This is a genomic window from Mammaliicoccus sp. J-M40, from assembly GCF_022386395.1.
GTDB classification, from domain to species: domain Bacteria; phylum Bacillota; class Bacilli; order Staphylococcales; family Staphylococcaceae; genus Mammaliicoccus; species Mammaliicoccus lentus.
Genome location: NZ_JAJNIQ010000010.1, coordinates 17,903 through 43,210, shown reverse-complemented (window position 1 = coordinate 43,210; position 25,308 = coordinate 17,903). Strand labels below are relative to the sequence as shown.

The following is a 25,308-nucleotide window of genomic DNA, read 5'->3' as shown; positions in this document are numbered from 1 at the left end:
ATTTTTTATAAAAAAATCGAAAGAAATCTGATCGATTCCCTTCGATTGGTGTTGCGATTAGCGACGTAATCCAAGTGATTTAATTAGATCACGGTAACGTTGAACGTCATTATCACGTAAGTATGTTAATAAGTGTTTACGACGACCAACCATTTTTAATAATCCACGACGTGAATGGTGATCCTTCGTGTGAGTACGTAAATGTTCGTTTAAAGCAGTGATTTCTGCTGTTAAAACTGCGATTTGTACTTCTGGAGAACCAGTATCAGTTTCATGTACGCGGTATTGTTCGATTAGTTCGTTTTTTCTTTCTTGTGAAATTGCCATTGTCAATTTCCCTCCTATTTTTGTATTCACCTTATACCTGAGCGAATCGTCGGAGTGTCGATCAGCCAAGGAATAGGCACTTTAACTATTATACATAAACCACTATTGTTTATCAAGTTCAAGTAATGATTTTGCTTTTTCTTTATCTTTAGATATTTGTTCTACAAGTGCATCAATGCCGTTAAACTTTTGTTCTGGTCTAATGAAATGATGCCAAAATACTTCCACTCTCTCCCCGTAAATACTTTCTTCAAAATCGAAAATATTTACTTCGATGCTAACTTGTGAAACTGATGGGTCATGAAAAGTTGGTTTAACCCCTACATTACAGACACCTTCATATACTTTGTTTCTAGACTTAATGAGTAATGTAACGGCATATACACCATTTCTTGGTAATACATATTCGTCACTTGGTTCGACATTAGCGGTTGGAAAGCCTATTGTTCTACCTCTTTTTTCTCCCTGAACAACCATGCCTTTTATAACATATGGACGACCTAAAGCTAAAGTACACGCTTCTACTTCACCTAATTCAAGTGAAGTTCTAATATTTGTAGTTGATATTTTAACATCTTCTTCTAAAGTTTGTTTAGAAACGACGTGTACACTAAAAGGATAATCATTCTCTTGTAAAGAAGCCATATTGCCTTTTCCGTATTTACCAAAGCTAAAATCATATCCCGCAATGACAGCTTTAACATGATTACGAATAAAATATTGTTCTACAAATTCATCTGCAGAAACATCTGCAAAGCTAGAAGAAAAGTTTACGACAAAACAATAATCCACTCCGAGCTTTTCTATTGCTTCGACTTTATCCGTTATCGGTGTTAAATATGTAGTTCTTTTCTTTTCTGGATTAAGTACTACAGAAGGATGAGGGTCAAAAGTCATAACAGCCTTTTTCAAATCGTTATGTTCTGCTACTTCAAGCATTTTTTTCAATACTTTTTGGTGGCCAATATGTATACCATCAAAAAAACCTATTGCTAATGCAATATTCTCATTTACAAATTGTGATGAATTAATTGGGTGTGAAATTTCTATAACTTCCATCAGAATACTCCTTTAAAGAAAAACTTTTTTTGGTTTATATAAATCATTATTTTTTTCATAAGGCTCCATAATCGCTATTGCATGTTCTTTATACCATAGGACAAATTCACCGTCTATATTAGTATTTAAATCGGTTTTCATAATCTTCTGTCCATTTTGTATCCTTTTAACAAGACCAGAATCTTCTACGATTATTTTTTGTAAGCCATTCAATCCATATTCTAATGGAAGAAGCACTTCCTGTAACCTATCTTGCTCAACTATTTCACGTAAGTTATCTAATGTAATAGACTGATTTAACGAAAATCCACCACTTTTCAATCTAACTAAATGAGACATATGTGCAGGATAACCAAGTAATTCTCCTATCTGAGTTGCTAATGTTCTTATATATGTCCCTTTTCCACACTCGACTTCTATTTCAAATTTACAAGTTTGGTTGTCATATGAAATGTCTGAAGTTAGCTCAATACTGTTAATGAAGACTTTACGAACAGGTCTTTCAACTTCAATATTTTGACGAGCGTATTCATATAATTTTTTTCCGTTTACTTTAACAGCTGAATACATCGGCGGAATTTGCTCAATTTCACCCACTAATTTATTTAAAGTTGAACGTATGTCATCAGTACACCAAATATTTTCAGTTACAGCTTTTTCTTCTACTATTTCTCCAGTTTGATCTTCAGTAGTCGTGCTCTTACCAATTGTTACTTCAGCAATATATGTCTTACCACTTTCCATAACATAATCACTGACACGAGTAGCTTTACCTACGCATATTGGTAAAACACCACTTACTTCTGGATCTAAAGTGCCAGTATGACCAACTTTTTTAGTTTTTAATATTTTTCGAAGTTTAAACACGACATCGTGACTCGTCATGCCTACTTCTTTATGAATTGCTAATATGCCATCCAAATTTACGACCTCCAAAACATGCTTCTATTCATTACAAGTTTACATTAAAACTCAAGTAAAAAGAAGAAATAACTAACAATCCATGTTAATCGTCATCGTATTCATCATCGTCGTAGTCATCGTCATCTTCATAGTAATATTGTTCTTTATTTTCATTACCCGCATTATAACTAGGTTGAGGTTGTTCAATATTAAACCATGATACTGAATTAACTTTTCCATTTAACGAATTAACTGAAACGACAGCACCTTCATTATCATCAACATGTTGAGTAACAGTATATGTCATAGGCTTAGAGTCTTCATTTTTCTTAATATCTACAAAAGTACCTCCCACTTCATTCATAACTATTTGTTTTGCTCTTTTTTCAGTTATAAGCGTTTTTTTCTTGTCATCTTTTTTTGGTTTTTCTTTTGTCTTTGGTTTTTCTTTTTTAGTTTGTTTTTTAGGTGTTGTTTGTGACGTAACGTTTTTAATCGTTTCTTTTCTTCGATCAATTTCTAAACTGTATTTTTTATCTTTATCTTTGATTTTCACATAAAAAGTTCGATTATCTTTAGATTGAGTTAATTTGGTAATATCACCTTTATATCTTTCTGATATTAATGTTTTAGCTAAGTCTTTATCCATCAATTGTTCTGTTGACCTGATGTAAATAATGGAAATTAAAGCAATTAGAAGAATTGCCATAACCACTATAAGCAAAGGTTTAATCGCTTTTTTCATTTTTTCACACCTTTCTCACTTTCAATATAAATTCTGAGCCAACACCTTCTTCACTTTTAACTTGTATGTCGATTTGATTTTTCGATGCAAGTTCTTTCGCAATTGATAAACCTAACCCAGATCCTCCAGACTGTCGAGATCTTGCTTTATCAACTCTATAAAACCTCGTAAATATTTTTTCAATATCCTCTTCAACAATTCCAGGTCCATAATCTTTAATTATAATTTCTATATATTGAACTTTATCTGTAAGCTCTAAATCAATTTCTGATTGACTATATTTATATGCATTATCAAGAAAAATAGTCATCAACTGATTAAAGCTATCTTTATTAATTTTTCCGACTAATGAACTTTCGGTTGTATATATATTGATTTTCCTTTGATAAACTTGTGAAAGTTTTTTAGTTAAACTCGAAACTTGTTCAATAATATCAACTTTTGACAATTCAATGTCATGAAAAGTACGTTCTATTTTAGCTAAGTCTAGCATTTGTTCAGTTAAATATTTTAATCTTTTAGCTTCTTCATTAATTGTATCAATACCTTCATCTAATAAATCAGGACGTGTTTTACCAAATCTTTTTAACATTTCACTGTATGAATTCATAACTGTTATCGGTGTTTTTAATTCATGTGATGCGTTGAGTATAAATGCTTGTTGTTTTTCATCATGATCTTTTAAATTGAGCATCATTTCATTAAATGTATTCGAAAGTTCTTTCAACTCTTTCGTATCGTTATCATTTATATCGATTTTACTGTAATGCTTTGTTTCTCTCGTTTTATTCATTTGTTCAATGAGCTCATTAATTGGCTTCAAAATAATTTGCGTAATGATTCTATTCAAAAGAAATATAACGATTAGAATAATGATAGTCGAAACAATTAATATCCATTTTAAAATAGAAAAAGTTTCATATTTAAAATCGATATTTTCAAATATTTGTAGATTGCTGACTTCACCATTTTTCCAAATAATCGGTAAGGATACCATAGCAAAATGATTGCCACTTTTTTCGACGACTTTTTTATATTGTTCATTTTTATATGATTCTGCTAAGTTTTTATACTTAACATCTGTTGAAATTTGAACGACACTTTTATTTTTTTGGTTAACTACTGTAATATATCCATCAGAAAGTAAATAAGATTGCAAAACAGCTTCGGTATTAACATCAGTATCTGAAGTATTTTGCAACTCTTTCATAATATTAATGCCTCGACTTTCTAGCTGAGTTACTTCCGAGTCGAGTGAAACTTTTTGATAAACAAAATAAACAAATAAATTTATACAAATAACAACAATGACAATCATTACCGTTGTATAGAGTTGAATTTTCGTCCCTAGTTTCATAGATTCAATCCTTTATCATATATCCAATACCTCTAACGCTAGATATCAAGGATATGTCATTTTGATCTAGTTTTTTTCTTAAATATCTGACATAAACATCAATAACATTCGTGTCGCCATAATATTCGTATCCCCACACCGCTTCAATAATTTGTTCTCTTGTTAAAGCTTGGTTTTTATTCTGAATAAAGTACAACAATAAATCATATTCTTTTTGAGTTAAATTAACGAGTGATTCATTTATATATACTTCTCGGCTTAATGGATGAATATTTAAATGTTTAAATTGAATTTCATTACGATTCTCTTCAGTTGTTTCATTGTTTTGTTTTAAATGAACTCTAATTCTAGCGAGAAGTTCTTCTATTTCAAATGGTTTAGTCATATAATCATTTGCACCAGAATCTAAACCACTCACTTTATCCATCACTGCATCTCTAGCAGTTAACATAATAATTTTAATGTTACTATCCTCTTCCCTAATCCTTCTCAAAACCTCTAAACCATTTAATTCAGGAATCATGACATCCAATAAAACTAAATCAAAATGATTCGATTCAAACAGTTCTAAAGCCTGTCTTCCGGTATTCGCTATACTAATTTCATAATTTGCATACTCTAATTCCAATTGTATGACTCTAGCAATTTTCACTTCATCTTCAACAATTAAGATTTTTTCCATGTCTCTTCTCCTTACCTAAGCGATAATCCAGTATATTGCCACCAGAAATAATAACACGCAATCATTATTAACATGTAAATAGGCATCAATATACCACTTACTTTCGCTAAATCTATATTTTTAAATGGTTTTCGATCTTGTTCATAAAATAGCAGTAGCGCTTTTGAACTCACTGGAAAGGTAACGCAGTAATTTGTCCCTATCAAAGTCATGAAAACAACTGAAATGGGATTTAAATTGAACATATCACTAAATAATAAAAATAACGGAACAAAAACGACGGCTCGTGTAGTGTGACTTGTTACATATAAATGTGATGTTACCGTTATTATAACAATTATGAGTAATACAACTAGTTCATTGATATTTTCGAATTGAGATAAATAACCGTATAAATTTTTTTGTATATATTCTATAACCTTATATGATACAAGTAATTCACCAAGAGCGGTCGCACCTGCAACAAAAAATATTAAACTCCAAGAGATGCTTTTCAAACCTTGTTTCCATGAGATGACACCGATATTAGGTGCCATCATAACAACACTCATAGCAATCGTTATAAATGCAATATCAAACCCATGTAGAGATTCAGTTATCCATAAACTAATCGTTATAAATAAATATAACAATGTCTTTTTTTCTTTTGTACTTAATGGTTTATGTTTACTTTTCACTTCTTTAAAAGATGATTCTGAACCTGTATCGTTTTTAATAAAAAACAATTTCTTTATAATAAATAAACTGATAACACCCATTATGATACCAAATGGAAATCCCCATATAATAAAGTCTACATAAGAAATCGTTTCATTCGTCTGACCTTTTAACAAACCAATACCCACGATATGACTTCCAGCACCGATTAAAGTAAGATTTGCCCCCATTAAAATAAGAACTGGTATCAATAATGCAAAATATTTTTGATTTGATTGAAATCTAGAAGCAAAAGCTTTATAAATTGGAATCATTGAAGCAGCTCTCCCTGATGTGGAAGGTACTAATATAGAAATTATTTGAACGATTATAAATAAAAATATATTCATCTTATTTTCTGTATGACATTTATTATCTATCCAATGAATTAATCTATCTAGTAAACCACTTATTTCAACAGCTGCCCCTATAATAAACGCACCAATCATGAGCCAAACAACATGCTCATCCATTGATTCAAATAATATTTTTTCAGGAATACCTAACAGTATACCTATTGTTAATGCTATAAATGCAGATAAACCTGCAGGCATATTCGTTAATAAAAATAGACCTAATGATAATACAAAGATGATCAAACTAAGTTGACCTAAATAAGGTAAATCAATATATAAGAATACAACGATAGAAAATATAAAATATATACACAGATAAACTATTTGCTTATTAGTCATTTAACAACATCTTTTGCAGCAACCATTTGATTGCCTAAATTAATGCCTATTGTAATATGTCTCAAGGCATTTTCAGAACAATTTTCTAGCCATTTATCTGCGTCTAAAATTGAATTTTCTAACGTCGTAGGTTCTGGAATGATGCTACTAAATGCATCAATACCACTTTGATAATTAATCTTTGCATTATGACCTATTGTACCAGCAAAAGCAATAACTGGTTTTTTATGCATTTTTGCAATCCTTGCAACTTCAGATGGAATTTTTCCATTTGGTGTTTGAAAATCTATACATCCTTCTGCAGTTATAACTAGATCTGCATTTTGAATTGCATCTGAAATCTCTATATACTTCATAATAATTTCAAATCTTGGATGTAGACGGGCATTAAGGAATCCATATAAACCTGCACCTAAACCACCTGATGCACCTCCACCATTCATTAAAGAAACATCCTCTTTTTTCAAACTTTTTATGAGTTTTGCAAGATGTTCTAGATTGTTAGACAATAGTTCGACATTTTCAGGAGATGCACCCTTTTGCGGTCCATATACTCTTGCTACCCCTTTTTGTCCACACAATAAATTTGTCCAATTAACTGCTACATCTATGTCTACTAAATGTACTCTAGCATCCATATAACTCATATCAACCCCATAAATCCGATTTATTTCGCCTCCACCGTTTATAAATACAGCTTCACCATTTTCATTTAAGAATTTTATACCTAACGCCTGAGCCATGCCTACTCCACCATCTGATGTTCCTGAATCACCACACCCAATCAGAATACGTTCTGCACCATTATCCAATGCCTTAATAATCGTTTCACCTACCCCAAAAGTTGTCGTGTTTAATGGATTTCTCATATTTTGTGGTACATGTCTCAACCCTGCAATTGCCGCCATTTCTATTACAGCTGTCTTTATACCATTTTCCTCAAAAACACCAAAGAAAGATTTTATAGGCTTACCAACCGGACCCATCACTTGTGTTTTTACTTTTCTGCCTTCTTTTAGTTTTGTAATCGTATCTACAAAACCTTCTCCACCATCTACCATAGGAATAGTAGTGACATCATGATAAGGATTCACTTTGTTTATTCCTCTCGAAATAGAATTTCCAACTTCTTCGGCACTTAAGCTTTCTTTAAACCCTGAAGGTACAACTACAATTTTCATTTTAATTTCCTCCTCTATTTGTACTTCGCTATCTTTAACTTATCTACAATGTACATTTACATAGTTCACAAACAATTAGAGGAAAATTAAAAATTGATTAAAAAGAAAAAACACCCAATAAATTCACGTTAAATGTGAAAATATCGGGTGTTTTTCTTTTAAATATTATAATGTTTTATTCGTTACGATTTAAATCTTGAATCATGCGTTCGATTTTATTACCGTAGTCAATTGATTCATCGTATTTAAAGTGTAACTCTGGTAAGATACGTAATTTCATACGGCTTCCAAGTTCGGATTTAATAAATCCTTTTGCTTTTTCTAAGCCTTCGAATGTTTCTTCTTTTTCTTTATCTGACCCCAATACTGTTAAATAAACAGTAGCATGTGATAAATCACCTGGTAGTTCAACATCAGTAATTGTTAAGAAACCAACTCTAGGGTCTTTAAGCTTGTTATTTATTATATCCATAAGTTCTTTTTTCATTTGTTCTCCAACACGTTCAGAACGAATACTCATTAAAATTCACCTCTTTATTAGTCATTACGACTATCTATACAATTATTTATTATAACACATGCCATAATGCTTAAAAAGATAATCGTTTGCACGTTTAAAAAGTTTATTAAAAATTATTAATTTTATTATAAATGATACTTCTAGCTTCTTTCCCTTCTTCAATTGGAAAGATTGGGAATACATGATTTTGGTTCACATATTCATGATAAGCAACGTCGTTTGAAAATTTTTGAAGTTTTTCTTTAAACAATCTAATATCCGGCAACAATATTTCTCTTGTGCCTACAAAAATAGTCATAGGAGGCAGTGATTGCAAATCTCCATATATAGGTGATAATAAATGATGATTTTTATTCGTATGGCCACACCATAAATCACCACAAAATTGTAAACTTTCTATATCAAGCATTGGATCGCTTTGTTGCAGTTCTTCTGTAATATCTTTGTTATCCATATTCATATCTATCCAAGGTGAAAGTAAAAATGCATGAAGCGGTTGCTTAATGTGTTGTTCTTTTAATAATTGCATAAGTCCTACAGCTAATCCGCCACCTGCAGAATCACCAATAATAACAACTTCCTCGTGTTCTTCAATCATGCGTCTATATAAATCAATGATTAACTCATATGATCTAATAAATATTTGATTCGGCGCTTTCGGATATATAGGTACTTCCACTTTTAAATTTACAGTTTTAGCAAGTTCGTCTATAAATTTATGATGATAAATGGTTGGTTGGTGTATATAAGCGCCACCATGCAAGTATAAAATACCTACTTTTGAGTTTAAGTTAGAGTTATATGTTAATACTTGCATTTCGTCAATTTGATATTCATTTATTTTTGTTTTAGGTTTAAATAATTTTGGTAAGGTATATCGTTTTTCATTTTCCTCATATAATTCATTTACAAACTCAGATTTAGATTCATAACTTTCATATTTAGGAAATGTATTTTGCGCTGCGATCATCCATTCAACGATTTGACTTTTCATACTTCTTTTAGATAATTTTTTAACAACATACTGACTAGCTACTAAGCTAGCACCAATAGTAATTACACCTTTTGCCCAGGTTTTCATGTACATCTACTCCATATTAATTGATATTAAATTTATTCCCTTAAATATACTTAAATATTCATAAAATAACAAATATTACCTATTAAAAAATAAGAGTAAGAATGTTTTTTAGTATAATTAAGGCAACGATGAAGATAACAATACTTGAAATTTTATTCAAATATATAATCCATTGACCTGTTTTATCAACTGTTCCAACGGTTTTACCTAAAATCGCTAATAAAATAAACCAAAGCCATGAAATCAAAATAGTGGATGCTGTGAAGATAAATTTATCTAATCCTTCATAAACTGAAGCACTTGTACCAATTACACCAATTGTATCCATGATAGCGTGTGGATTTAATAATGATACTGATATCGCAAACCCAACTTGTTTTTTAGCAGACATAGAAGGCTGACATTCCAAACTTTGAGGTTTTTCCTTCCATAATACAATCCCCATATAAATTAAAAATATAAATCCTATTATATATACAACAAGTTGTAATACCGGCAATGATAATAGAACAAGCGATACGCCTAATACTGCTAATAAAATTAAAAGCGTGTCACATAGACCTGCAGTAATAATTACAGGTATTGTTTTTCTAATTTGTTTATGATTAGCGCCTTGATTAAAAATAAACACATTTTGTGCACCTAAAGGTAAAATTAGGCCAAGCGCTAATAATAAACCGTGTAAAAAAGCAGCCACTATTTTTTCCTCCTAAAATAAGAATCATCCTTAAAAACATATGATTCTTATTTTACTATTCAGAAAACTTCTATGCTACTATAATTTTGATTTTGTATTGTTTTTATGATTACTGTTCCTGCTTTTTTAAAGGAATCTTTATCATAATCTTTATTATATTTTAACTCAAAAGTAATAGTTTCATTAGGTCGTATTTCAATTGTTTCTTCTTCATTAAAGCTATTAATACTTATCTCATTATATTTTTTAACATTGCTAATAATATTCAATAGCGATTGTGGGTCTTTATATAATGTTTTTATTTTAAAATATTTAACTGAATTTGTAGTGTTTTCAAGTGTTAAGCTAAAGTTCTTATGAGACGTTATTGGTAATTTCGGTTTAAATATATATTGTGATTTTTTTCTTAATATTTCTAAATCAAGTGAATAAATTAAATTTAATTCACCTACTTCTATAGTTATATTTTGATTTAATTTGTCTATTGTTTCTATTTTTTTATTTAGATTTTTTGTTATAGATTGGAATACCTTGTTTAACTTTTCATCATATATATCTGAATAATTTATTTTGTATAAATTATTGTGATTTTGCTGAGATAATATACTATTTTCTTCTACCATTGCCAAAATGGCTTTATTAGCACCTAAATAATCACTTAACTTCGATGGTAAATATGGGTGAGTGTTTTTATATTCTTTTGATTTTGCATCTAATATTATTAATATATCCATTTTAGTTGTTAAGTTAAGACAATCTAAATACGACACAGTATCATTTAAATAAACATTTGAATAGTCATTGATACGTTCTAATTCGTCATGGCTAAGGTGCTTAATGTTCGTAAATATATGAAATTGAATTATTAAGTCAGTTTGGCTTAATAATTCATCTACCATGTCTAAAAATAAATTCAAACTTCTCGTCTCGTAAAAATTCCCAAAATAACCTATTTGTACAGCTTTTTCATTCATCGGATAATAGTAATCGGTTTTATAATATAAATCATTATTAGGTATAGGATACCTGTCCATTTTACTTTTGCTTTTAATAAAATTTTGAAGGTTATTAGAAAAGCGGCTCGTCATATATTCAAGTTGATATTCGTTTGTAAATAATAATTCGTCTGCAAAAGCAAAACCAATAAGCTCTGCTAAATTAAATAAACTCTCGTCGACATATGGCAAAAATGGTTGGAAATCTTCTTCTAACTTTAAAGATTCTAAAAGCATATTATATACTTCTATAGAACTATATCTTTCTTTTGATTTAATATCATATAATAAAGGATCTGAAAATTCAGCAACCCATTTAATATTAGGATTATTCAATTTAATAAATAACGATGAAAAATATGAAGATGGAAATAACACGCTACTGTACAGAGTTTCATATTTTTCTTTATTATTTAAATAAAAACTAAAAGCTTCATCTATAAATTGTGAGATCAGTCCAAAATCAGAAAAACTAACTGAGCTTTTTGAAACTTTATGTTGGTCTATTTTATCAATACATATACTTTTTAGTTTAAAATCTTTTTCTCTTTTTGATGTCATATCATTGCTGAATATATCTACAATTTTATCGTTGTTAGAAATCCTTTTTGCCATTAAAATACCACTATTATCAATGAATGGTGGGAAACAATATGCTATCACTAATTCTTTTGCCATACCTATATTTACAAAATATTCATTCAAATGATTATAATTTTTCATATTCAATAAGTTTACAACTTCGTTCTTATATTCAGGATATACTTTTAAAAATTTAGAAATAAACCCTGTTTGTGCATTATATTTTGTTGAAATAAATTTCTTAACTCTAGAATGTAAATTACTTTCTAATAATTTATCCAAAGTATCTAATACATCTAACCTTTGAGCAATATTAAAATCATAAGAAAATTTGCCTCTTGAAACTGAATTTTCATTCAGTAGACGGTAATATACGACTTCTTTATCCAGATTGATAACTTCTATTTTCGGATTGAATTTTGCATATAAATAACAATAGAAAACAGTGTCTTCACCACTTAACAAAGTAGGATTAAAATATACTGCCTCTAAATAATGACTAGGTATAAACTTACAAGTTGTAATGCCTAAAATAGCGTGTATATTGAATAAACTATAACCTGTTTCTTTGTACTTTATTAAAGGTAAGTTCACTGGATTATTTTTAACAATCGATCCATCATTTAACATATCATGAATTTGAGTTACTAAAATTGTATCTTCGTTAAGTAATTGAAAACTTTCTTCTATATAATTCGAAGAAATAAAGTCATCAACGTCGAGAAAAGTTGTATGTGAATATTTTACGTATTGCATCCCTAAATTTCTTGCTTTAGAAGCTCCCGTTTCATCACTGATTAAAATTAAATGTTTAAAATTCATATGGTCAACATGATGAATTAAATATTGATAAATTTCTTCAAATACACCATTTAATACAAAAATCACTTCGAATTTTGCTTCTTTTACAATTAAATTATTTAAGTTTTTTATTAACCCCTCTATATAAGTCATGCCTTCGTGAATAGGAATAATAATAGAAATACCTTTATCAAATTTTATTGTTTCATTCATCACTTAACCAACTTTCTATTTAAAATTTAACGAAATTTAGTTTTTCTACTTATCATGTGAGGTATTCTTTCTAAAATTCGTTGATTAGTGGATTTTTGTACATTTAATAGTTCGGTAGAATACAAATTAAATATTAGGTAACGACCTTCAATTTGTATATTTTTAATTAAAAATCCATCAACTGAAAGTTCATTTATATGTATGTTTTCATAAACATTTATAAGAATTTTTATTTTAAAATGTTTATTACTGTATCGTGAGAGTATATCAATTATACTTTGTAAATTAACGTCATAACAAAGCACTGTACAATCAATAATGTCAATTTCTTCATGAATATTCCTCAAACTATTCAAATCTTCTAAAGTATTAATTGTTATCTTTTCTATTTTGTAATCTATTAAAGATAATTCTAAATTAGTCATTGTGTAATCCCCTCTTTTTATTTTGATTAACTCATTATCCAATATCTTCTAATCAACTCTAATATATCTAAGTTTATTTATGATATATTCAAATTAATTTCCATAATAAATCCCCTTTATATCATCAAATCTATTTATAACCATTTATCAAAGATTATCATAACTTTATTAAGTATATGTTAATAATGTAAATTCAATTTATACTTTTCCAAAAATAGTAATATAGTCATTATCAATATAATTAGAAATAAGTATTGCAAAATAAAAGAAAAAGATATAAAATTAAATCGTAATAATTACGTTTTATTAAAAGGAGGATTCGATATGGCAGAAAAAACAGACATACAAACAGCTCGTCGTAATTTGAGAAGTCCAAACATCAAGACGCGTAAAAGAGCGTTGAAAATAATAAAAAACTTCAAACGCGCTGCTAGAATCAAAAACATTCAAAATAATGCCGCTTCATAATTTACGTATAAATTTAATCACGATCTAATTTCAATGAATTAAGTCATAAATGTCCTAAAGCCAAAAACCAAAATAATAAAAGCCAATCATTATGTATTTTGATATGCTCCCTGCTAAGTTTTCACTATTTAAGTGTTTACTTAACAGGGAGCATATCATTTAATGGTTGGCTTTTATTATTTTTAAATTTTCTTCCACTTAATATATACATGTATCTATATAGATGATATCCTATATAATGTTAAGAAGGAGGATTTAATATGTCTTATAAAGAAATAGCATCATTATTAAAAGTTTTAGCTGATCCTAGTAGATTAGAAATTATCGATTTATTATCTTGTGGTGAGCTTTGTGCTTGTGACATTCTGGAACATTTTGAATTTTCTCAGCCTACGCTCAGTCATCATATGAAATCTTTAGTGGATCAGAATCTAGTTTTTACTAGAAAAGATGGTAATAAGCGGTTTTATAAATTAAATGATGAATTGTTAACAGAAATTAACTCTAATATTGAGCTTATTCATACATCTAATCATCAATGTATTTGTAAGGATATGAAGAAAGGTGAATGTAACTCATGACTATACTTGCAATCGCCATTTTTCTTATTACTTTAATTTTTGTAATTTGGCAACCTAAAGGACTAGATATTGGTATTACTGCTTTAGTTGGCGCTATTGTAGCTATCATTACTGGTGTTGTCAGTTTTTCTGATGTCTTTGAAGTTACGGGTATTGTTTGGAATGCTACTTTAACATTTGTAGCAGTTATTTTAATTTCTCTTATTCTAGATGAAATTGGTTTCTTTGAATGGTCTGCTATACATATGGTTAAAGCATCAAAAGGCAATGGTATTAAAATGTTTGTATACATTATGTTACTAGGTTCAATTGTAGCTGCGTTTTTCGCTAACGATGGCGCCGCTTTAATTTTAACACCTATAGTCTTAGCGATGGTTCGTCATTTAGGTTTCGACAAAAAAGTTATATTTCCTTTTATTATAGCGAGTGGATTTATAGCAGATACAACTTCTTTACCTTTAATTGTAAGTAACTTAGTGAACATCGTATCTGCTGACTACTTCAATATAAGTTTCTTAGAATATTTAGGTCGAATGATTATCCCTAATATCTTTTCTTTAATCGCTAGTATAGTTGTATTGTGGTTATATTTTAGAACGTCTATACCTAAAACATTTGATGCTACTCATATAAAAGCACCACATGAAGCGATTAAAGATAAAAAATTATTTAATATTTCTTGGATTGTATTAATTGTACTTTTAGCTGGATATTTAGTGAGTGAATTTATCAATATACCTGTTTCAATTATAGCGGGTATAATAGCTATCATCTTCTTGATTCTTGCAAGAAGATCCCCTGCTGTTAATACTAGATCAGTTATTAAAGGTGCACCATGGAACATTGTTATTTTTTCTATTGGTATGTACTTGGTAGTCTTTGGATTAAAAAATGTAGGGATTACTACAATACTGGCTGATATATTAAACTATATTGCCGGTTATGGCTTATTTAGTAGTATTATGGGAATGGGCTTTATCGCAGCATTTCTTTCTTCTGTCATGAATAATATGCCAACAGTTTTGATAGATGCTATAGCAATTGATCAATCAAATACAATAGGCTTAATTAAAGAAAGCATGGTATACGCAAACGTTATAGGTTCCGACTTAGGACCAAAAATAACACCAATTGGTTCATTAGCAACATTATTGTGGTTACACGTTTTAACACAAAAAGGTGTCAAAATAAAATGGGGAACATACTTTAAAACAGGTATTATCATTACCATCCCTGTACTATTCATTACTTTATTAGGTCTGTATATTACAATGCTTATTTTTTAAAGTTTATAATTTAGAGGGATCTGATATATAAATATCCTAAAAATCCAAAAACAGTAGAAATTCATTATTAAAATTGAATTTCTACTGTTTTTCTTATATTTATTGCCATTAAGACAATTACTAATTCGCTTTTTACTTTGCATTTTCCTCGAGAAGATTTACGAAACTCCTTTATTTTTGGTTCAACTTTTGGGGTGCACTTCATACTTGGATTAATGTGATAGTAAATCCAATTAGAGGATGTATACTTGGATTATTGTCTTAATAAATCCAATAAAAGTGTGCGTAGTTGGATTATTGTTATAGAAAATCCAATAAGATTGCGGTTACTTGGATTATTGTCTTAGTAAATCCAATAAGAGCGTGTGTACTTGGATTATTGTTATAGAAAATCCAATAAAAGTGTGTCTACTTGGATTATTGAAGTAGAAAATACAATAAGAGCATGGTTAGTTGGATTATTGTCTTAGTATATCCAATAAGATTGCGGTTACTTGGATTATTATCTTAATAAATCCAATAAAGGAGTGATTACTTGGATTTTTGTCTTAATAAATCCAATAAAGGTGTGGTTACTTGGATTATTGTCTTAGTAAATCCAATAAGAGTATGGTTAGTTGGATTATTGTCTTAGTAAATCCAATAAGAGCGTGTGTACTTGGATTATTGTTATAGAAAATCCAATAAAAGTGTGCGTACTTGGATTATTGTTATAGAAAATCCAATAAAAGTGTGTCTACTTGGATTATTGAAGTAGAAAATACAATAAAAGTGTGTCTACTTGGATTATTGAAGTAGAAAATCCAATAAGAGTATGGTTAGTTGGATTATTGTCTTAGTATATCCAATAAAAGTGTGCGTACTTGGATTATTGAAGTAGAAAATACAATAAAAGTGTGTCTACTTGGATTATTGAGGTAGAAAATCCAATAAGGGCGCATATAATTGGATTTACGTAATTGTAAATCCAACTAAAATATCAACTCTTTATTTTGATCAAGCTCATCCAAAACGAGCTAGGTTTTATGTCCCTAGCTCTTTTGCTTATATTTATTTCTATTAAGGCAATTCCTAATTCACGATTTTGTAAAGTGCTGACGCCCGAGGGAATAGTATGTGTGAGAGACTATAAGATCGAACCATACCCTAGGCAAGCATGCACGAACAAAATTGAAGATTGTATAAAAATATCATCTCATTTTTAACTAAAAAAAGCAGTGAAGAATCTATCTTTATAGATTCTTCACTGCTTTTATATTTATTATTTTCTTTCAATTTCAACCATCTTGAACGCTTCAAAAATGTCGCCTTCTTTAATGTCATTGAATTTTTCAATAGTGATACCACATTCATATCCAGTCGCAACTTCTTTAGCGTCATCTTTGTAACGTTTTAATGTATCTAATTCACCTTCAAAGATTACGATTCCGTCACGAATGATACGTACGCTTGCATCTCTAGTAATTTTACCATCTGTTACGTAACTACCTGCAATCGTACCAACTTTTGATACTTTGAACGTTTGACGTACTTCAGCTTGTCCAATTACTTGTTCTTCGTATTCAGGATCTAATAATCCTTTCATAGCTGATTCGATTTCTTCGATTACTTTATAGATAATGCGGTGTAATCTCATATCTACGTTTTCTTCTTCTGCTGCACGTTTAGCGCCTGCATCTGGTCTTACGTTAAATCCAATAATAATACCATTTGATGCTGCAGCCAATGTAACGTCAGATGCGTTAATTGCACCTACTGCTGTATGAATAATACGTACGTTTACACCGTCAACGTCAATTTTCATTAATGATGCTGCTAAAGCTTCTACTGAACCTTGTACATCACCTTTAATAATAATATTTAAGTCTTTCATTTCACCTTGTTTCATTTGTTCGAACAAGTTATCTAAAGAAACACTCTTACTATCTTGACGCTGTTTCAAGATATTTTCTTGTTGACGTTTTTCACCAATTTGACGAGCTTGTTTTTCGTTTTTGAATACTACAAATCTATCTCCAGCTTGTGGTACATCATGTAAACCTGTAATTTCAACAGGTGTAGATGGACCAGCTGTTTTGATACGCTTACCTAAGTCACTCACCATAGCACGTACACGTCCATATGTGTTACCAACTACAAGTGAATCTCCAACTTCTAATGTACCATTTTGTACTAATAAAGAAGCGGCAGGTCCGCGAGATTTATCTAATTCTGCTTCGATTACAGTACCAACAGCTGCACGGTCAGGATTAGCTTTTAATTCTTCAATTTCAGAAACTAGACCAATCATTTCTAACAATTCGTCTATTCCTTCACGTTGTATAGCAGATAAGTGAACGAATATTGTGTCGCCACCCCAGTCTTCAGGGAATAATCCATGTTCACCAAGTTCTTGTTTTACTCTGTCTGGATTTGCTGTTGGTTTATCAACTTTGTTTACTGCAACAATAATAGGTACTTCTGCTGCTTTAGCATGGTTAATCGCTTCAATAGTTTGAGGCATTACACCATCATCAGCTGCTACTACTAATACAGTAATATCAGTTACTTGGGCACCACGTGCACGCATAGTTGTAAACGCAGCATGTCCTGGTGTATCTAAGAATGTGATTTTTTTGTCGTTGTTTTCGATTTGGTAAGCACCGATATGTTGAGTAATACCGCCCGCTTCACCAGCTGTAACACGAGTGTGACGAATTGAATCTAGTAATGTTGTTTTACCGTGGTCAACGTGTCCCATAATTGTTACAACTGCTGGACGTTCTACTAATCGAGCATCATCAGCTTCTTCATCTTCGAAATAATTTTCTAAATCTGTTGCATCAACATGTACTTCTAATTCAGCTTCAATATCATAGTCCGCACAAATCAATTCTACAGTTTCAGTGTCTAATGCTTGGTTAATGTTCGCAACAATACCAAGTAAGAATAATTTTTTAATAATTTCTGAAGCATCTTTATTAATTTTTTCAGATAGTTCACCAACTGTGATACCTTCTTCATAAGTAATTAATGAAGGTGTTTCTTGTACAACTTCTTTAGGCTGTTGTTGGTTACTTTGTTTATTATTCTTTTGATTTTTCTTTTGTTGTTTTTTATTTTTTGGCTTGTTGTTATTTTTATTGTTCTTGTTGTTTTGATTTGATTGATTATTGTTTGGTTTATTTGAATTTGAATTTGTGTGAGTACTTGTTTGTTCTTTTTTAGCTGTTTCTGGCTTAGTTGCCTCTTGTTTTTTAAACGCTTTATTTAATGTTTTAATGTCGTTCTCCTCTAGTGCTTGCATGTGATTTGATACTTCTACACCGTTTTTCTTTAATTCATCTATAATATCTTTACTCTTTAAGTTAACTTCTTTTGCATACTCATATATTCTTTTTTTACTCATATACTCACTCCTCATGAAAATCATGAATCATCGTTTTTAGCTTCTTGCTAAATCCAATGTCAGTTATGCCCAACACCACTCTGCTTTCTTTTCCAATTGCGTAGCCTAATTCAAAGCGTGTAGCAAATGTTAAAAGTGTTACATGATAAGTTGCACATTTATTTTTTATATTTTTTGTAACGTTTGCTGCAGCATCTTCTGAAAGTATGACAAGTTTTACATTTCCTCGTCTTATTTCGCTTATAACAATTTCTTCACCAGTCTTAATTTTCCTAGCTCTTGTCGCTAGTCCAAGAAGGTTTAAAATTTGATCTTTTTTACTTATATTCATTTAGGTATACGCTCTCGATAGATTAATCGAATGATTTCTTTATACACAGGTTCAAGTGTTGATTTATTGCTATCAAAATAGCGTTCCAACTTACCTTGTTCTTGTGCTTTTTCTACGATTTCTAAATCTTTTGAAACATATGCGCCACGTCCAGGTGCTTTACCTGTAGCGTCAGCTTTGATTTCGCCTTCTTTATTCTTTACTACACGAATCATATCATTTTTAGGTTTCATTTCATTTGAAAGTATACATTTGCGCATTGGTATTTTTTTCTTTTTCATGACAAAATCACCTCACTTTATGATTCTTCAGTTGAAATAATTCCAGCTTCTCTTGCGTCTGATTCTGATTTTATATCAATTTTCCAACCAGTTAATTTAGCAGCAAGACGTGCGTTTTGCCCTCTTTTACCAATAGCTAAAGATAATTGATAATCTGGTACAACAACTGTTGTAGATTGGTTCTCTTCATCAACTAAAACTTCGACCACTTGAGAAGGACTTAAAGCATTTCTTACGAACACTCTTGGATCTTCGTCCCATTCTACAATATCAATTTTTTCTCCACCTAATTCATTAACTACAGCTTCAACACGAACACCTTTAGCACCAACACATGCACCAACAGCATCAATATCACCATTATCTGATGTTACACTGATTTTAGAACGGTCACCAGCTTCTCTTGCTACTGATTTAACAATAACAGTACCATCATATATTTCTGGTACTTCTTGCTCAAATAGACGTTTTAAAAGCCCTGGATGAGTGCGTGATACAAAAATTTGTGGTCCTTTAGTAGTTTGTTCAACTTTGTTTACATAAACTTTTATGCGTTCGTTCGGTAAATATTGTTCATTAGGACTTCTTTCAGCTTCTGAAAGTACAGCTTCTGTACGACCTAAATTAACATAAACATAACGGTGATCTACACGGTCGATTACACCTGTTACAATATCATCTTCTTTATCGATAAATTCATCATAAAGAATTCCTCTTTCAGCATCTCTTAAACGTTGCATAACAGCTTGTTTTGCTGCTTGTGCACCGACACGACCGAAATCTCTAGGTGTAACGTCTTCTTCGTATACATCTCCAATTTCATATGCTGGGTTAGATAATAAAGCTGTGTCTAAAGCTACTTGACCTTTATAGTCTTCAACGTCTTCAACAACATCTTTCCTAGAAATTACTTTGTAAGTACCTTCGTCTAAATTTAATTCAATTCTAACATTTTTGGCACTATCGTAATTTTTCTTATAAGCTGTAATTAAAGCCGCTTCTATTGCATCAATTAATACCTCTCGTGGTATTCTTTTTTCCTTTTCAAGGTATTCAATTGCAAGTAATAATTCATTACTTTTCACAATGTATCCTCCTTTATATTATAACATTACGGATCGACGTGCTTTTGCAATTTTTTTGCGAGGCAACGTGACATTTTTAGTTCTTGTTTTAATTTTCACTTCAAGTGTTATCGTTTCTTCAGTTACTTCTTTTAAAACGCCTAACCATTCTTTATCTCCTTCAACATGTTCGTATAAAGAGATAAATACAGGTTGCTCAATTGCATTTTGATAGTCTTTTTCTTTTTTCAACGGACGTTCCGCACCTGGAGAAGATACATCCATAAAATACGGCTCTTTAATAGGGTCTTCTTTATCCATAACTTCACTTATCTTTTCAGAGGCAATTGTGCAATCGTTTAAATCAACGCCACCGTCTTTATCAATTGCAATACGTAGATAGTAATCTTGCCCTTCTTTAACGTATTCTACATCTACTAATTCATAATTTAACGTTTCGAGTATTGGTTGAATAATTTCCTCAACTTGTGCTGCAACTTTACTCATAATGACCTCCCTCTTAATACAAACAGAAAAGAGCGGGAAAGGTCCCACTCTTTTAACGTCAGAGTATTATTTTAAGCAATAATAGTATATCACATAAATCAGGCATGCTCAAGGATATACGTTACAAATCAAAAATAGAAAGCTGAGCTTTATCAGGCATATTTGGCAGTGAACCTAACTCATCTAAATACTCAATAACTTTCTGAGAAACACCCGCTTTTTTATTTAAATCTTCTTTTGCTAAAAACGGTCCTTCTTCTCTTGTTTCGACGATTCTTTTCGCAACGTTTTCACCTAGACCTGGAACAGCGATGAATGGAGGAATTAAAGTATCTCCTTCAATCTTAAATTCAAATGAATCACTTTTCTCCAAGCTAACTGGTTGTATTCTAAATCCACGGTGTGCCATTTCGTTTGCGATTTCTAATACAGTCAATACATCTTTTTCTTTTTTAGCTAATTCATGGAATCGGCTATAGTATTCTTTTATTACTGTTTTAATTGACTCTTTATCTCTAGTCATAGTTTTTAAATCAAAATCTGTTGCACGTACAGTAAAGTAACTAGCGTAATAGTAAAGTGGGTAATGCACTTTAAAGTATGCAATTCTTAAAGCCATTAATACATATGCAGCAGCGTGGGCTTTAGGGAACATGTACTTAATTTTTTTACATGAGTCTAAATACCAATCAGGCACATTATTTTCTTTCATAGCTTCTTCGAATTCGTCTGTTAACCCTTTACCTTTACGCACTGCCTCCATTATTTTAAAGGCAAGCGACGGTTCTAGCCCATTATACATTAAATAAACCATAATATCGTCACGACAACCGATAACACTTGATAAATCACAAGTACCAGCTTTAATTAAATCTTGTGCGTTACCTAACCAAACGTCCGTACCGTGAGATAATCCTGATATTTGTACAAGTTCAGAGAATGTCGTTGGTTTTGTATCTTCTAGCATTTGTCTAACAAAGCCTGTACCAAATTCAGGTACGCCAAATGTTCCAGTTTTACATAAAATATCTTCTTCAGTTACACCTAATGATTCAGGCGTACTGAAAATTCTCATTGTTTCTTTATCATCTACTGGAATAGTCTTAGGATCTATCCCAGATAAGTCTTGTAACATTCTAATCATTGTTGGATCATCGTGTCCAAGTATATCCAATTTAAGAATATTATCGTGAATAGAATGGAAGTCAAAGTGTGTTGTTTTCCACGCTGATTTTTGATCATCGGCTGGATATTGTATCGGTGTAAAATCATATATATCCATATAGTCAGGTACTACAATAATACCTCCTGGGTGCTGACCAGTTGTTCTCTTAACACCTGTACAACCTTTAACTAATCGGTCAACCTCTGCCCCTCTTTTATGAATACCTTGGTCGTTTAAATAACCTTTTACATATCCGAAAGCAGTCTTTTCGGCAACTGTACCTATTGTACCAGCTCTGAATACTTTATCTTCACCAAATAACTCTTTAGTATAATTATGTGCTTCAGGCTGATATTCACCACTAAAGTTTAAGTCAATATCCGGTACTTTGTCTCCTTTGAAACCTAAGAATGTTTCAAAAGGAATATCTTGTCCTTCTTTAATCATTTCGACATCGCATTTTTCACATTTTTTATCTGGTAAGTCGAATCCTGAACCTACAGAACCATCGTCAAAGAAGTGACTTTCTTTACATTTAGGGCATATATAATGTGGTGGCAATGGGTTAACTTCTGTAATTTCAGTCATAGTAGCTACAAAGCTAGATCCGACTGAACCACGTGACCCTACTAGGTATCCATCGTTTAATGACTTCTTAACCAATCTTTGCGATATTAAATAAATAACAGCAAATCCGTTACCAATAATACTTTCAAGTTCTTTCTCTAAACGGTCTATTACGATTTGTGGTAAATCTTCTCCGTATAAAGCTCTTGCATTATTGTAACTCATTTCTCGAATTTCTTCGTTGGCACCTTCCATATTCGGTGTATATAACTCATCTTTAATTGGTACAACAGTTTCTAAACGATCAGCTAAGTCATTACTATTCTTAACGACAATTTCATAAGCTTTCTCTTCACCTAAGAAATGAAACTCATCTAGCATTTCATCTGTAGTTCTAAAGTGTGCTTTAGGTAAAGTTTGACGATTTAATGGATTACCTGGCTGTGAGGCGATAAGTATTTTTCGAGCTATTGCATCTTGTTCATATAAATAATGCGCATTTCCTGTAGCAATAACTGGAATGTTTAATTTTTCGCCCACACTTAATATTCTATGATAAATTTCTTCCATTGTTTCGTTATCTTTTATAAGCTCTCTATCTAATAAACCTTGGTAAAGGCTTTTAGGTTGAACTTCAATATAATCATAATATTGAGCTACTTTTTCAACTTCATTTTGGTCTTTTTGCATAACTGTTGTAAATACTTCACCTTCGTCACACGCACTTCCAACAAGTATACCTTCTCGGTGCTCATTTAATAATGAACGCGGTATTCGCGGTGTACGATAAAAATAGTCTACTAACGAAGCACTTACAATTTTGAATAAGTTTTTAAGGCCAACTTGGTTTTGGACGATTAACGTAACATGAGATGGTCTAGCTCTCTTATACGCTTCGTCATTAGAAAGTCTGTCATTAATTTCATTATGATTATATACCTCTAACTCTTCGAGCTGTTTTAACATTTTTATAAAAATATGTGCTGTTGTTTCAGCATCGTAAATAGCTCTATGGTGTTGAGTTAACTCGACACCATACTTTTTAGCTAAGAAGTTCAACCCGTGTTTACCATACTCTGTATTCACAGTTCTTGATAATTCTAATGTATCGATAACAGCATTTTTAGTTGCACCAAGACCTATTTTTTCAAAACCTGTATCAATAAAGCCCATATCAAACGAAGCGTTATGGGCGATATAAATTGCATCCCCAACAAATTCGTGGAAATCTCTCAGAACTGTCTCTATATCCGGTTGTCCTTGAAGCATTTCATCTGTAATTCCAGTTAAGTTTTTAATCGTTTCTGATAAACGTTCACCAGGATCTGAAAATCGTTCAAATGTGTCTACTACTTCACCATTTCTCACTTTAACTGCTGCTAACTCAATAATTTGATCATATTGACTGGATAAACCCGTAGTCTCAACGTCAAATACTATATAAGTAGCTGTCTTTAAAGGAATATCTTGTGATTTATATGCAATTGGTACACCGTCATCGACAAGCATACCTTCCATGCCATAAATCATTTTTATATCATTTTTCAACGCAGCTGCGTGGGCATCTGGGTATCCTTGTACACCGTTGTGGTCAGTTATTGCGATTGCTTTATGACCCCATTTAGCAGCTTGTTCTACGTATTTACCGATGTGAGTAATACCATCCATTTGACTCATTGATGTATGTAAATGTAGTTCAACACGCTTATCTGGTGCTTTATCAAGTTTAGGTGCTTTTTTAATTTCATGTATATCTGTCATCATCATGACAAGATCTCTAATAAATTGATCTTGTTCAATTCTACCTTGAGCACGAACCCAAGTACCTACTTTTAATGCTTTGAAGTGCTCTAAATCATCTTTACCTTTGCGCGTAAACATTTTTAATATAAGTGAATCTGTGTAGTCTGTAATTTTTAACGTTACAATATGTCTACCACTCTTCAACTCTTTCATTTCTATATCAAAAATCACACCTTCTAGTGCAACTTTGAATTCTTCTTCAATAATATCTTCAATTTTTCTAATGCTATCTACAGTAATATCTTTACCTATTTGACATCTAGCAACAGCATTTTCATCCCCGCTAGATTCGGCTTTCTCTTTCTTCATTCTTTCCATTTTCTCAGATGCAATACGTGCTGCTTCTTCGTCTTCTTGTTGAATATGAGCTTCAAATGATTCCAACTCTCTTCTCATTTGTTCTTCATTATCCATCGTTTCAAATACAACACGACTGATGTTAAATCCGCATTTCTTCAGTGCTTGAACTAAAGAGCCATTCACTCTTTTTTCAAAATAATCACGTTCAACATCATTATTCACTTGCACTTTAACTACATCATCAGAGAAAATAATAGGCTTTTGTTTTAACTGATGTTTAACTTTATCACTAATACCCGTACCATCTATACAATGTGGCATATATTTTAAGATATGCTCATCTATTTGTTCCTTATTTTCCACTTCAATTGTCCAATCAACTTGTGCAATGCTTTGAAATACACTTTGCAGTTGATTTGTAAAAACTAGATACATTTCACTTGATAAATAGTATGGTAACTTTATATAAAAATGCCATAACCTTTTAGATTGAGAGACATTTATACGTGTTAATTCACCTTGTCCAACTATTTCTTTATCAAGTTCATCTGTTATGTTCAATTGTGTGAGTAACGTTTGGAATTTTTCTTTTCCTGTCATTGACAATT

Annotated in this window: 22 protein-coding genes; 3 read left to right on the top strand and 19 right to left on the bottom strand. The window is 31.1% G+C overall.

Annotated elements, in window-relative coordinates:
• Positions 1–57: 57 nt before the first annotated feature.
• The 13 genes from rpsO to LQ688_RS10800 form a co-directional block, all read right to left on the bottom strand.
• Positions 58–327, bottom strand: coding sequence for a 30S ribosomal protein S15 (gene rpsO / locus LQ688_RS10860; protein ID WP_016998644.1), 270 nt, complete (start codon positions 325–327; stop codon positions 58–60).
• Between the two features lie 102 nt (positions 328–429).
• Complete coding sequence (locus tag LQ688_RS10855) at positions 430–1,386, bottom strand: bifunctional riboflavin kinase/FAD synthetase (RefSeq protein ID WP_016998643.1); 957 nt, start codon at positions 1,384–1,386, stop codon at positions 430–432.
• A 12-nt stretch (positions 1,387–1,398) separates the two neighbouring features.
• The gene (gene truB, locus LQ688_RS10850; RefSeq protein WP_082892509.1) at positions 1,399–2,307 is read right to left on the bottom strand and encodes a tRNA pseudouridine(55) synthase TruB; all 909 of its coding nucleotides are present in this window, start codon (positions 2,305–2,307) and stop codon (positions 1,399–1,401) included.
• Positions 2,308–2,392: 85 nt separating this feature from the next.
• Positions 2,393–3,034: a hypothetical protein gene (locus LQ688_RS10845; RefSeq protein ID WP_070045102.1), complete on the bottom strand. Its 642-nt coding sequence runs from the start codon at positions 3,032–3,034 to the stop codon at positions 2,393–2,395.
• 4 nt (positions 3,035–3,038) lie between these two features.
• On the bottom strand, positions 3,039–4,391 hold the full coding sequence (locus tag LQ688_RS10840) for a HAMP domain-containing sensor histidine kinase (protein WP_239723995.1): 1,353 nt from the start codon (positions 4,389–4,391) through the stop codon (positions 3,039–3,041).
• Between the two features lie 4 nt (positions 4,392–4,395).
• Positions 4,396–5,073 carry a response regulator transcription factor gene (locus tag LQ688_RS10835; protein ID WP_064204813.1) on the bottom strand — a complete coding sequence of 226 codons (678 nt, stop codon included), beginning with the start codon at positions 5,071–5,073 and terminating at the stop codon, positions 4,396–4,398.
• Positions 5,074–5,084: 11 nt separating this feature from the next.
• Positions 5,085–6,464 carry an SLC13 family permease gene (locus tag LQ688_RS10830; protein ID WP_214269837.1) on the bottom strand — a complete coding sequence of 460 codons (1,380 nt, stop codon included), beginning with the start codon at positions 6,462–6,464 and terminating at the stop codon, positions 5,085–5,087.
• The gene (locus LQ688_RS10825) at positions 6,461–7,645 is read right to left on the bottom strand and encodes a glycerate kinase family protein (protein WP_218688544.1); all 1,185 of its coding nucleotides are present in this window, start codon (positions 7,643–7,645) and stop codon (positions 6,461–6,463) included. Before LQ688_RS10825 ends, LQ688_RS10830 begins: the two co-directional genes overlap by 4 nt.
• A 175-nt stretch (positions 7,646–7,820) precedes the next feature.
• Positions 7,821–8,165: a 30S ribosome-binding factor RbfA gene (gene rbfA, locus LQ688_RS10820; RefSeq protein ID WP_016998635.1), complete on the bottom strand. Its 345-nt coding sequence runs from the start codon at positions 8,163–8,165 to the stop codon at positions 7,821–7,823.
• A gap of 106 nt (positions 8,166–8,271) precedes the next feature.
• A complete protein-coding gene (locus tag LQ688_RS10815) occupies positions 8,272–9,246 on the bottom strand; it encodes an alpha/beta hydrolase fold domain-containing protein (RefSeq protein ID WP_064204811.1) in 975 nt (324 codons plus the stop codon).
• Between the two features lie 82 nt (positions 9,247–9,328).
• Positions 9,329–9,946, bottom strand: a complete 618-nt coding sequence (locus LQ688_RS10810; protein ID WP_239724892.1) for a LysE/ArgO family amino acid transporter — start codon at positions 9,944–9,946, stop codon at positions 9,329–9,331.
• A 56-nt stretch (positions 9,947–10,002) separates the two neighbouring features.
• Positions 10,003–12,534, bottom strand: coding sequence for a glycosyltransferase (locus tag LQ688_RS10805; RefSeq protein WP_239724864.1), 2,532 nt, complete (start codon positions 12,532–12,534; stop codon positions 10,003–10,005).
• Positions 12,535–12,560: 26 nt separating this feature from the next.
• Positions 12,561–12,959, bottom strand: a complete 399-nt coding sequence (locus LQ688_RS10800) for a hypothetical protein (protein WP_239724863.1) — start codon at positions 12,957–12,959, stop codon at positions 12,561–12,563.
• Positions 12,960–13,283: 324 nt separating this feature from the next.
• Here LQ688_RS10800 and LQ688_RS10795 point away from each other — a divergent pair, with 324 nt between their 5' ends.
• The 3 genes from LQ688_RS10795 (at position 13,284) to arsB (ending at position 15,294) form a co-directional block, all read left to right on the top strand.
• Positions 13,284–13,427 (top strand): putative metal homeostasis protein, encoded by a 144-nt coding sequence (locus LQ688_RS10795; RefSeq protein WP_016998626.1) that lies wholly within the window; start codon positions 13,284–13,286, stop codon positions 13,425–13,427.
• A 260-nt stretch (positions 13,428–13,687) separates the two neighbouring features.
• On the top strand, positions 13,688–14,008 hold the full coding sequence (locus LQ688_RS10790; RefSeq protein WP_016998625.1) for an ArsR/SmtB family transcription factor: 321 nt from the start codon (positions 13,688–13,690) through the stop codon (positions 14,006–14,008).
• Positions 14,005–15,294 carry an arsenite efflux transporter membrane subunit ArsB gene (gene arsB, locus LQ688_RS10785; protein WP_016998624.1) on the top strand — a complete coding sequence of 430 codons (1,290 nt, stop codon included), beginning with the start codon at positions 14,005–14,007 and terminating at the stop codon, positions 15,292–15,294. The genes LQ688_RS10790 and arsB overlap by 4 nt, the downstream gene beginning before the upstream one ends.
• Before the next feature lie 1,261 nt (positions 15,295–16,555).
• Here arsB and infB read toward each other — a convergent pair.
• The 6 genes from infB to LQ688_RS10755 all read right to left on the bottom strand — a co-directional run bounded on the left by infB (position 16,556) and on the right by LQ688_RS10755 (position 25,306).
• Positions 16,556–18,682, bottom strand: a complete 2,127-nt coding sequence (gene infB, locus LQ688_RS10780; RefSeq protein ID WP_239724862.1) for a translation initiation factor IF-2 — start codon at positions 18,680–18,682, stop codon at positions 16,556–16,558.
• A gap of 4 nt (positions 18,683–18,686) precedes the next feature.
• Positions 18,687–19,013 (bottom strand): ribosomal L7Ae/L30e/S12e/Gadd45 family protein, encoded by a 327-nt coding sequence (locus LQ688_RS10775; protein WP_016998622.1) that lies wholly within the window; start codon positions 19,011–19,013, stop codon positions 18,687–18,689.
• The gene (gene rnpM, locus LQ688_RS10770) at positions 19,010–19,294 is read right to left on the bottom strand and encodes an RNase P modulator RnpM (RefSeq protein WP_064204026.1); all 285 of its coding nucleotides are present in this window, start codon (positions 19,292–19,294) and stop codon (positions 19,010–19,012) included. The genes LQ688_RS10775 and rnpM overlap by 4 nt, the downstream gene beginning before the upstream one ends.
• 17 nt (positions 19,295–19,311) lie before the next feature.
• Positions 19,312–20,379, bottom strand: a complete 1,068-nt coding sequence (nusA, locus tag LQ688_RS10765; protein WP_016998620.1) for a transcription termination factor NusA — start codon at positions 20,377–20,379, stop codon at positions 19,312–19,314.
• A gap of 18 nt (positions 20,380–20,397) precedes the next feature.
• Positions 20,398–20,865: a ribosome maturation factor RimP gene (gene rimP, locus LQ688_RS10760; RefSeq protein ID WP_016998619.1), complete on the bottom strand. Its 468-nt coding sequence runs from the start codon at positions 20,863–20,865 to the stop codon at positions 20,398–20,400.
• A 121-nt stretch (positions 20,866–20,986) separates the two neighbouring features.
• Positions 20,987–25,306, bottom strand: coding sequence for a PolC-type DNA polymerase III (locus LQ688_RS10755; protein ID WP_481817003.1), 4,320 nt, complete (start codon positions 25,304–25,306; stop codon positions 20,987–20,989).
• Positions 25,307–25,308 lie beyond the last annotated feature (2 nt).